The 9,953-nt window shown below is 67.7% G+C and carries 13 protein-coding genes and 1 pseudogene; 9 read left to right on the forward strand and 5 right to left on the reverse strand.

The window, feature by feature from the left end; all coding sequences use genetic code 11:
* Positions 1-79: 79 nt before the first annotated feature.
* From ABT085_RS15790 to ABT085_RS15800, 3 genes are all read left to right on the forward strand, one after another.
* Complete coding sequence (locus ABT085_RS15790; RefSeq protein ID WP_351607023.1) at positions 80-538, forward strand: VOC family protein; 459 nt, start codon at positions 80-82, stop codon at positions 536-538.
* A 103-nt stretch (positions 539-641) separates the two neighbouring features.
* On the forward strand, positions 642-1,529 hold the full coding sequence (locus ABT085_RS15795) for a pyridoxamine 5'-phosphate oxidase family protein (RefSeq protein ID WP_351607026.1): 888 nt from the start codon (positions 642-644) through the stop codon (positions 1,527-1,529).
* 7 nt (positions 1,530-1,536) lie between these two features.
* Positions 1,537-1,698 (forward strand): hypothetical protein, encoded by a 162-nt coding sequence (locus ABT085_RS15800; protein WP_351607028.1) that lies wholly within the window; start codon positions 1,537-1,539, stop codon positions 1,696-1,698.
* A gap of 72 nt (positions 1,699-1,770) precedes the next feature.
* Here ABT085_RS15800 and ABT085_RS15805 read toward each other — a convergent pair whose 3' ends face one another.
* The 3 genes from ABT085_RS15805 to ABT085_RS15815 all read right to left on the reverse strand — a co-directional run bounded on the left by ABT085_RS15805 (position 1,771) and on the right by ABT085_RS15815 (position 4,950).
* Entirely contained in the window at positions 1,771-2,202 is a 432-nt protein-coding gene (locus ABT085_RS15805) for a proprotein convertase P-domain-containing protein (protein WP_351607031.1), read from the reverse strand.
* 326 nt (positions 2,203-2,528) lie between these two features.
* Positions 2,529-3,467, reverse strand: a complete 939-nt coding sequence (locus ABT085_RS15810) for an AraC family transcriptional regulator (RefSeq protein ID WP_351607034.1) — start codon at positions 3,465-3,467, stop codon at positions 2,529-2,531.
* 697 nt (positions 3,468-4,164) lie between these two features.
* The gene (locus tag ABT085_RS15815) at positions 4,165-4,950 is read right to left on the reverse strand and encodes a restriction endonuclease (RefSeq protein ID WP_351607037.1); all 786 of its coding nucleotides are present in this window, start codon (positions 4,948-4,950) and stop codon (positions 4,165-4,167) included.
* Positions 4,951-5,481: 531 nt separating this feature from the next.
* On the opposite strand from ABT085_RS15815, the gene ABT085_RS15820 reads away from it, so the two are divergent.
* Positions 5,482-6,315, forward strand: a complete 834-nt coding sequence (locus ABT085_RS15820; protein ID WP_351607040.1) for a DUF1206 domain-containing protein — start codon at positions 5,482-5,484, stop codon at positions 6,313-6,315.
* Positions 6,316-6,547: 232 nt separating this feature from the next.
* Positions 6,548-6,826, forward strand: coding sequence for a GlsB/YeaQ/YmgE family stress response membrane protein (locus ABT085_RS15825; RefSeq protein WP_351607042.1), 279 nt, complete (start codon positions 6,548-6,550; stop codon positions 6,824-6,826).
* Between the two features lie 169 nt (positions 6,827-6,995).
* Here the strand turns inward: ABT085_RS15825 and ABT085_RS15830 are convergent.
* Positions 6,996-7,376 (reverse strand): annotated as a pseudogene (locus ABT085_RS15830) (IS701 family transposase); the annotation flags it as partial.
* 166 nt (positions 7,377-7,542) lie between these two features.
* On the opposite strand from ABT085_RS15830, the gene ABT085_RS15835 reads away from it, so the two are divergent.
* Positions 7,543-7,947 (forward strand): type II toxin-antitoxin system PemK/MazF family toxin, encoded by a 405-nt coding sequence (locus ABT085_RS15835; RefSeq protein WP_351607048.1) that lies wholly within the window; start codon positions 7,543-7,545, stop codon positions 7,945-7,947.
* A 123-nt stretch (positions 7,948-8,070) separates the two neighbouring features.
* Here the strand turns inward: ABT085_RS15835 and ABT085_RS15840 are convergent, their stop codons facing one another.
* On the reverse strand, positions 8,071-8,259 hold the full coding sequence (locus tag ABT085_RS15840) for a hypothetical protein (RefSeq protein ID WP_351607052.1): 189 nt from the start codon (positions 8,257-8,259) through the stop codon (positions 8,071-8,073).
* 449 nt (positions 8,260-8,708) lie between these two features.
* Between ABT085_RS15840 and ABT085_RS15845 the strand changes: the two genes are divergently transcribed.
* The 3 genes from ABT085_RS15845 to ABT085_RS15855 all read left to right on the forward strand — a co-directional run.
* A complete protein-coding gene (locus ABT085_RS15845) occupies positions 8,709-9,020 on the forward strand; it encodes a transposase (RefSeq protein ID WP_502982737.1) in 312 nt (103 codons plus the stop codon).
* A gap of 156 nt (positions 9,021-9,176) precedes the next feature.
* Complete coding sequence (locus tag ABT085_RS15850; protein WP_351607054.1) at positions 9,177-9,521, forward strand: hypothetical protein; 345 nt, start codon at positions 9,177-9,179, stop codon at positions 9,519-9,521.
* Positions 9,522-9,729: 208 nt separating this feature from the next.
* On the forward strand, positions 9,730-9,953 hold a 224-nt coding region (locus tag ABT085_RS15855), incomplete at its 3' end, for a GNAT family protein (protein ID WP_502982738.1).

The following is a 9,953-nucleotide window of genomic DNA, read 5'->3' on the forward strand; positions in this document are numbered from 1 at the left end:
GCTTACGTGACAGGTTGACTCGATCAAACCTAACCCCTAAAGTGGATTACAGAAGTTAGATCCTCTCGAAGGAGCAACCATGCCGACCACGACCCTGCACACCGGCCATGTCGGCCTGAACGTCAGCGACCTCGACCGTTCGCTCGCCTTCTACCGGGACATCCTCGGCTTCGTACTCCTCGCCGAGGGCGCGCAGGAGGAACGGCGGTACGCCTTCCTCGGGGACGGTGACAGCGACCGCCCGGCCCTCACGCTCTGGCAGCAGGCCGGGAAGTCGTACGAAGAAGCGGCTGCCGGACTGCACCACCTCGCGTTCAGCGCCGACTCTGTCGAGCGGGTCCGGGAGTATGAGTCGGCCCTGCGCGCGCACGGCGTCACCTTCGCCCACGAAGGCGTGGTGGCCCACAGCGAGGGCGCCGACTCAGGCGGCCTGTTCTTCCACGACCCGGACGGCACGCGCCTGGAGATCTTCGTCGGTCACGGCGTCAAGGGCGCGCCTGCTCCTCACGAGTCCGCGCCGACCTGCGGTTTCTTCTAGGGATCGCGCTGCGGCCAGGAATGCCCCTGCGGCCGCGGCGGACCCTGCCCGGACCGACGAGGAGGCACCACCATCCATCCCGCCGGGAAGAAGGTCCTTGATCATGAGTGTCTACCACGCCGGTTCACGGGCCCTGCAGGAGCAGGCCGGGGTGCGCGAGGCCGCAGACCATGTGGGCCGGGCCGTCGGCGACGGCATCAAACCGGTGGCCGCGGCCTTTCTGGAGCTCCAGCCGCTCCTGGTGATCGGCGCCGCCGATCCCGTGACCGGCCGGATATGGGCGTCACCGTTGAGCGGGGAGCCAGGGTTCGTCCGCGCCACCGGCCCCCGGCAGATCTCCGTCACCGGCAGGCCCGCCCCCGGCGACCCCCTCGCGGCCGCCCTGGCCCAGCCGGACGTACCGGTCGCCACGATCGCCCTCGATCCCCGCACCCGCCGCCGGATGCGCCTCAACGGCCGTTCGGGCCCCACCCGCGGGGGCTTCTCGGTCACAGCGGAGCGGGTCTTCGCCAACTGCCCCAAGTACATCCAGCGCCGCGCGGAGTACTGGTGGGATCCGCACCGCCAGCCCGGTCCCTCCCGTCATGGACACGAACTCAACAGCAAGCAGGCGACGTTCGTCGCCACAGCGGACACTTTCTTCCTCGCCACCGCAGGCCCTTCGGGTGTCGAAGCAAGCCATCGCGGCGGCAACCCGGGCTTCGTACAGGTCATGTCACCCACGGAACTGAGCTGGCCCGACTACCCGGGCAACGCCATGTTCCTCAGCCTCGGCAACCTGGCCCTCGACCCCCGGGCAGGACTGCTGTTCCTCGACTGGGCGGAGGGCACGGTCCTGCAGCTCACCGGCCGTGCCCGGACAGAGTCCGCAGCCGACGGCACACGTACGGTCCGCCTCAGCGTCGAACACGTCGTGGAGACCTCCGGCACCGTGCCGCTGCGCTGGGCCGAGCCGGAATTCTCACCTGCCAATCCCGCCCCGACAAAGTGATGTCGGCATGTCCGGCGAACGTCGAGGACGGACGGCTCACGCAGCCCGCCACTGCACGATCGGCACTGGGCTGAATCTCCTGCATGATCTGGAGAGCATCGGAGCCACCACCCTGGTGTTCACCACGGTGGAGTTCAAGCACAGCGCCAACAGCGCCCTGCCGGTGTGAGCCGATCGCACCTGCCGCAGCTCACCGTGTCCGGCGGGTCCGGTGCCGCGGTGACACCGAACCCGCCGCGCCTCAGAAGCTCAGGCTCCAGCAGTCCAGGTAACCGGGCTCCGCGGTGAAGATGCCGCAGGTGTGGTCCGTGACCCACAGTCTCCAGGTGCCGTTGGCGGGCACCTCCGAGGCGTCGCCAGTGTACGTCGCGTGGATCTGGCCCTCACCTGTGTCCCGGTACCACGACTTCACCGCAATCTCCGTGCCGCTCTCGCCGACCAGCATGACCACCTGACCACCCGCCCACGGATGGACGAGGCCGGTGATCGCCTTGAGGTCTGTGGGCTCGTTGCCCCGGCGGCCGGTCACGACCAGCGGGGACTCGATCGCCTGCCAGTCGGGAACGTCGAAGCAGGCAGGATTGACGAGATGGCGTCCGCCGGATGCGAGGACGAGCCATTGCACGCACGGCTGGACCGGGGTGCAGCAGCCCCGCTGGCCGTGCCGTCCCATTGCTGTCAGCCTGGCGGGCCACCGTCCGAACTGCCTCACCCAGGGCGGTTCGCCGACGGAAGGCAGCCGGACAAGCCCGCAGGCCCCAGATTGGCGACCTGCAGCCTGCGGTCGTGCAGGGCTGAGTGCGAGTGCCACTCGCCTGGACGATCAACGGACACGAGGCATAAGGAATCCAGATCCTGGCCCGCCGCGGGCATCTGCGCAGACCTCGTCCCCGCGCCGGCACAAACGGGCCCGGTGGCAGCCCTGCTGGGCCGGGCGCTACGAACCCGACGCGGTCCGTCGTGGCAGGAACGGGCGATCCGTGCCGACCCGCCGTATCGTCACTGATCGAGAGTCACGTAAGACCGCGACTGCCTGCGGTAGCGGCCCGGGGCGAGTCCGATGACCCGCTTGAAGGCGTGGCTGAAGGCGCTCTCCGAGCCGTAGCCGTATTGCGTGGCAATAGAGGAGATCGTCCGGTTTCCCGTGCGCAGCTCTCGTGCGGCTGAGCGGATCCGCCAGGTGGCGAGGTACTCGAGGGGCGGGGTGCCGACCAGCTCGTTGAAACGAGCCGCGAAGTGCGACCGGGACATACCGGATTTGGCGGCCAGTTCGGCCACCGTCCACACATGGGCGGGGAACTGGTGCATGAGGGAGAGCGCGGTGCCGATGGCGGGATCGGCCAGCGCGGTCAACCAGGCATGTCCGGTGGAGCCCTGGGCGGCGACGTAGCTGCGCAGCACCTGGACCAGAACGATGTGTGCCAGCCGCTCGACGATCAGGCCACTGCCGATCTCACGGGTGGCAGTCTCCTGGCGCAGCATGTTCAGCGCGGTGCGGATGGCGCCGGCCTCGTCCGAGGCTGCGGGAACGTGCACCAACGGGGGCAGCACATCCAGGAGCACGGCGGCGTTCGCGGTGTCGAGGTGGAACCCGCAGCCGACAACGACCGAGTCCACAGCTCCGCCTGAGGGTCCGACACGGACGGTGCCGCCTTCGACAAAGCCCGTGAAGATCTCGCTGCTGGCCTGGGCAGGGACCCTTGGATCACTGGAAAGCCGGTACGGACGGCCGTTGCCCAGCAGATAGCAGTCGCCCGCCACGGCCCGGACGGGTGCGGCACCTTCGGTCTCCACCCAGCACTCGCCCTCAAGGACGGCACCCAGCTTAATGTGCTGATATCCGGCAAAGGAGATCGCCCACGCGCCTACCCCTTCCAGGCGCGCGAAATTGGCGCTGCGCATGTCCAGGAGAGCGAGAACATCGTTGAGGGGATCCATCGGCTCCCTTGTCAGGGTGAAGCGGAGCCTCGGCGGTGAGACTTCGGACGAAGTGAACAGTGACAGTCAGACAGGATATGCCAGTAGCGGCTCCAGGCGATCCGGGACGGGATGCGCGGCCACACCGATGCGCGGCCGGATCCTTACGGCCGCGTAAGTCACTCCCGGAAATCACAGTCCTCGACCATGCCGCTCGTATTCTGATCGGGAAAAACTCGCCGAACAATGCGCGAGGCTCCACGATGTGTGCGCCATCGTCCGAGTTCATTCGCCCCGGTTCAAGCCCCCGTGGATGCGCCGCCCTCCGAAGGCCTGAAACAGAACATCCCGAAGGTATGAACGGATCTGACGGCAACAAGTAATCGCGGCTGCCATGAAGATTCAGCGTGGACGCTGAGGTGCGGCTACGCACAATGGGACATCGGCCAGCCGTCTGACATTCGTTCGGAGGGTTTCTGTCATGTCTATCACGTCCACGGCCGGAGCGTTCGAGGGCCGGCGTCTGTTGATCATCGGGGGCCGGTTCACACACTGGTCAGCAATTGGCCCGGACAGCGTCCGTATCGTGATCGACTGGCCGATACGGGAGGTACGTTGCTCATCGGGAGAGTATTTCGCACGGAGCGTGCCGCCGTGCAGCGGTCGGCTGCTTGAGCAGGCCCAAGGTCGACTGTCGTTGAACCCGTCAGCGACCAAGTCACGACTGCGCCTGCCAAGGCCGTGGTCCCGCACTCTCCTGCCAGCGCTGCAGTTGCGGGCCGTCGACGCACACGATGCCGCACTGCTCTGCGTAGTCGAGTGCGGGGGCTGTGAAGTCGCTGGTGGTGACCACGACAGCGACGTCGGCGCCGTGAACGGTGAAGCAGGTGCCTCCGAAACGCTGCAGGTCCTGGGAACCGACTCTGTTGCCGTCGCAGTACCGCTTGCACTGGATGACGACCAAGCGCCCGTCGGGCGTCCTCGCCACAACGTCGGCACCCAGGTCGCCGGCTCCGCCCACGACGTCCACGTCGAAACAGCCGTCGCGTCGACACAGTTCGGCCACGGCCTGTTCGAACTCGTCTGGGTCCAGGGTCTCGTAGGCGATCTCCATCGTGACCGCGGGCGCCTCGGGAAGCAGGACGGTGGGTTCCGCGCCGGTTCCGGCGGGGACCAGAGCAACGGCGGGAGCCGACGACGCCGCGTCGAGCGCTTCGACTGCCGTCTGGGTGGCTTCCTCCAGGGCCTGGGCCGAGCGGCGTGCGATCCTGGCCGCCGACATGCGGCGCGTATCGCGGCAGCCGGCGATGACGGCGCTGACGCCCATCAGGACGAGCGCCACAGCCCAAGCGGGACGGTGCGCCGCGGCCGCGAGCGCGGTGCGGGCAGTCGCGCCCAGCAGCGCGAGGATGACGGCAAGGAGGGCGAAGTAGATGGCCGTCGCCCGGAGTTCGAACCGGCGAGAGCGGCGCGTGGTACGCCGGGCGCGTGCGGGAACGGCCATGGTGATGTTTCCTCCCCCTGGGACGTCAACGAAGATCAATTCGCGTCTTCCCGGGCGGCGGCCGTTCTATCTGCTCCGTCGTGCAAGCCTCTTCCGGCCCGAGCGCGAACGCGGGCTCGCCTGCATCGGCAGACACGTCGAAGCGGACCTGCGCAACGCGATTCCGTGCCCGCAGACGCCGTGATCGTCGTCGAGGCACCCTGGCTGCGTGCGCCCATGACCAGGTCGGCCCTTGCAGCCGCCGCGACGCTCGCGCAGCTCGACGACCGGCGTCGGCCGGTCGGTGAGGAACGGCGGGAGCGACGAATCGGGTCGTGCGCCGATCGGCTCGGTGACGCTTCTTGCGGCGCGGCCGATCGGTGCGGCGCTTCCTGGTCAGCGTCCCGCTCAGATCTTTTACGGGCTGCGATAAAGCGCTCGGTCGGTGCGTCATGCGTGCGTGCCTTGGCTGCGCCTTTCTGGGCCGGGCCAGTTAAGACAGAACGAGTCAAGCCCGGGATGCCTTCGCTCTTGCGGGGCATCCGGTGGGGCATGGCTACTGGATCGGCAACAGCACACGGTCAGGCAAAACGCGCGGCGAACAGCGAGGCGGTCGCGGCAGCGGCCCGTGCAGGCTTCGTCGCCCGCGGGGTCATCTACGTACTGGTCGGTGTTCTCTCCCTTCGGATCGCCTTCTCTGGCGGTGGCGAGCAGGCAGACCGGGGCGGCGCAATTGCCGAGATCGCCCAAAAGCCCTTCGGCACTGCACTGTTGTGGCTGCTCGGGATCGCCTTGGCCGGGATGGCCCTGTGGCGGCTGTCCGAAGCCGCCTTCGGGCAGGCGGCTCCCGACGGCGATAAGCCGGGCAAGAGGGCGATGTCCGCAGGTCGTTGCGTCTTCTACGGCTTCGTCGCGTATTCCGTGCTCTCCTACGCAGCCGGACACAAGAGCAGTGGCAGCGGCAGTTCCGACCAGAACTCCCAAGACGTCACGGCGAAGGCGCTGGACTGGCCCGGCGGGCAGTGGATCGTCGCCGTCGCCGGTGCTGCGGTGGTCGCAGCGGGCCTGTGGATAGCCGTCCGGGCTCTCCTGCGCAAGTTCGAGAAGCATCTGAAGACGGCGGCGATGTCCCGGAAGACGCGTCAAGCCGTCGCGTTCTTCGGCGTGTTCGGCGGCACGGCCCGCGGCATCATCTTCGCCACGGCGGGCGGTTTCGCCATCACGGCGGCCATGCAGCACGAGCCGGGCAAGGCCAAGGGCATGGACAACACCCTGCGTACGTTCGCCGACACCCCTGTGGGGCCCTGGCTGCTGGCGCTGATAGCCGTCGGTCTCATTGCCTTCGGGATCTTCTCCTGGGCCAACGCCCGCTGGCGCAAAGTCTGACCGGCGGCAGAACAGGGCAGGCGACACGCCCTGTTCTGCCGGGCACAGACCGCCTGCTGAACCGTCACCACCGGGGACCTCGGCCCCAGCACACCTGAGGCTGGGACGGGCAGCGCCGCCACCGACCACATCAAGAACCGTCAGAGCTCCTGTCCGGACCGGACGTTTATGCATTCCCCATCGGCGCACACGAAGAGCTGACACCACCTCTATCCGAGAAGCGGAGACACACATGGGCATCATCGCGTGGATCATCATCGGCCTGCTTGCCGGCGCCATCGCCAAGGCCCTGATGCCGGGCAAGGACCCCGGCGGCATTCTCGTCACCATGCTCATCGGCATCGCCGGCGGTCTGCTCGGCGGCTGGCTCGGCAAGGTGATCTTCGGCGTCGACTCCATCGACGGGTTCTTCAACCTCTCCACCTGGATCGCCGCGATCGCCGGCTCCCTGATCCTGCTCCTCCTCTACCGCCTCGTGACCGGCAACCGACACTCCCACCACCACGCCTGACGCGGCGAAAACACACGCCCACACCAGTTGACCGGCTCCCCCTCAGTCGCAGGACGGGAGCCGTCAGCATGTCCGGGCCTGCGACGAAAACCGCCCACGGCACCGTGTCTTCACACAGGTTGACGAGGAAGCCGACAAGCCGTCGCGGCCTCTCCCGGCGCCGACAGCTGACGTGCCCGCGCCGGCCGGCGTAGACCAGGCAGATGGCGACCTGGGCATTCTCGATCCTGCCTTCGGTGCCTGTGTACTGGCGCTGGACACCGACGGTTTCGGTGCCTTTCTTCACGTCGCCGGTCTCGTCGACCACCAGCACCGCCTCGTCGTCGTGCAGATGCTCCAACACGTAGGCCTGCACGTCGTCGCGGACCTGGTCGGCGTCCCACTTGGCCCGCCCGAGCAGGTGCTGCATACCGTCTGGGGTCCTGTCCCCGGCCCACTCGGCAATGGTCCAGGAGTTCTTGCGCGGCAGGTCCGACAGCAGGCCGAGTACCAACTTCCGTGCCCGGTGGCGGGATTCGAACCGCGTGAACCGTCCCGCTATCCGGCTCATCGGGCCCTCGAACCCCTCCTGCCAGCGGGCAGGGTTTACGCTGTGACCCGCGGCCACCGCATGATCTTCAGTCTTCACACACCGACGATCAACGGTGGCCGCACCCGTCTCCACAGCCCGTCAGGGTCGCGCAGCGTCTGTCTGCCGTCCTATGTCTGGAGGACTTGTGCAACGTGGCGAAGTCTGGTGGGTCCAGTTCGACGAGCGGAGGTTGGTCGTACTGCTGTCAGGAGACGACACGTCCGGGATCCGGGTGATGCAGGTCGTCGCTCCGGCGGGCGTCGACATGAGCGGTCTGGGCATCGAAGTGCTGGTGGGCGCCGGTGAAGGAGTGCCGTTCGAAGGCGTGCTACGGCTCGCGTTCCCGCGTCCAGGCTTCACTCCTTGCACGTGGCTGACCACCGTGTCACGGAACGACCTGATAGAGCGGGCGGCCGTCCTGTCCTCCGCAAAGCTCAGCGAGATCGACGATGCCCTCCGACTCGCCGAACAAGCGCAGGAGCAGACCCCGGCGACGACCGCGAAGCTCAGCAAGATAAGGGACGCCCTCTGTCTCGGCGAACTCGGGTAAAGGGAGAAGGAGCCGACGCCCGCGACGGCTGGGCGGTCTCGGCCAGATCGTCGACGCTGGCCGACTGTCGCCCCAGCGGCAGGAGCCTGCGCCGAGGGCGCCCGACGGGGTGCGCCCGATGCTCTACAGGTCGCCGACCGGTTCCATCTGTGGCAGGGCCTCGGCCGAGCCGTCGGAGACCTGTGTCGCCGCCCACCGCAACTGCTTGCCCAAGCCGTCGCCCAGCGCCATGTTGCCGCAGGCCGCCAGACCGGATTCCGGTCGGCCCCAGCACGACTCGACGCCCGTCGGCCGACGGGCTGAGCGCAACAAGCCAGCACATGCTCTGGTCCACGGGCTACTCGCCCGAGGGAACTCGCGCCGGGCGATCGCCCGGCACCTGGGCTGGGGCCTCAACACCGTGCTCCGGTAGTCGAACGCCGCACGCTGGCAGGACACTATCCGCGAAAACCGGCCCGACCCAGCCGGCTGGACCCCTGCAAGCCCTATCTGGAGCGACGATTCGCCGAGGGATGCACCGGTGTCACCCGACTGCACGGCGAGCTAGTTGCCAAGCGCGCTCCTGTCACCTACGGCGTGATCCGCGCGTACGTTGCCACGTTGCGCGGGACTCCGTCCGCCGCACCGCCCCGCACCGGCCGCCGACGGTGCGGCAGGTGACCGGCTGGATAACCCGTCACCCCGCGACCCGACCGCGGAAGACCGGGCCCGCCTGAAGGAGGTCCTGGCACGCTGCCCCGAACTGGACACGGCAGCCGGACATGTCCGCGACTTCGGCGAGATACTCACCGACCGCCTCGGATCCACGCTCCCCATCTGGCTGGATCGATGCGGTCGAGGCCAGCCAGCTACCCGGTCTCACCGGCTTCGCGCTCCATCTCCTGCGAGACCGCGACGCTGTGACCGCCGGGCTCACTCTCGACTGGAGCTCCGGCAGCACCGAGCGCGCCGTCAACCGCATCAAGAAGATCAAGCGGCAGCTCTACGGCCGAGCCGGATTCGAACTGCTCCGCAAGATGATCCTGCTCCAGTTACACTCCGAGACGCCCCCAGGATCTGCACGAGACGGATAAGCAGGAGCATCTGTCGCGGCGGGTGTGTGACCGCGGGCCATCCAGGTTCCCAGCCATGGCAGGATGGCCTCATGTTGATCCGAAAGGGCGATGCCGCGTAGGCGTCCCAACGCCGTCCGTGCAGAGCAGTGGCGGCCACGATGGCGGTATCCGGTCATGAGGGTCCCCGGTGTCTCCGCGCGGACTCGTGCAGCGATCCGCCGGGTCGAAGACCAGGAGATGTGGCCCAACGCGGTCGCCAAGGCGCTCGCGTGTTTCGAGTGGGCTTTTAAGGAGCCGAGACGCTACCTGGACGCCTCCGCGTTTGATCCGCCCGGGGTGGGAGATGCCCGTGATGACCTGGAGTGGGCGATGCTTTACCTTCCGCGCGGAGCCCAACGGGACTTGGGCCGATTGATCACGCGTATCGACGAGGAATTCGAGCGCCGCACCTTGCCGGATCCCAACTACAACGAGTGGGCGGCGACGTGCTGGTGGTGGACCAAAATGCGTGAACGCTGACGGACCCGAGGCCGCCGCCCCTCCCTGCAATCGAACAGACCTGTCACCCTCCGCAACCGCTCCCCAAGATCTGTGCCGGAACCGAGAAATGACGTCACCGGGACGGGCGTCGCGCTTCGTTGCCGGACGGGACGGAACCGAGTGACGAGGGCTGGCGGTGCTCGAAACCCGAGTGCGGGCCGGGCTCGGACAACGGCAGGATGGGCGGATGGAGCAACCGCTTGACGTGCCTGAACTCGCCGCTGGTGCCGGAATCATCCTTCGGCCGTGGCGTCTTTCAGACCTTCCGCTGGTCCGTGAGGCGTCAAAGGACGACTACATCCCGTTGATCACGACCGTGCCCTCGCCGTATTCCGAGTCGGCGGGCGTCGCGTTCATCGAACGGCAGTGGGGCCGGGCGACCACGGGGGCTGGCTATACGTTCGTGATCAC

The sequence above is a fragment of the Streptomyces sp. NPDC002265 genome, assembly GCF_040296125.1.
GTDB lineage: Bacteria > Actinomycetota > Actinomycetes > Streptomycetales > Streptomycetaceae > Streptomyces.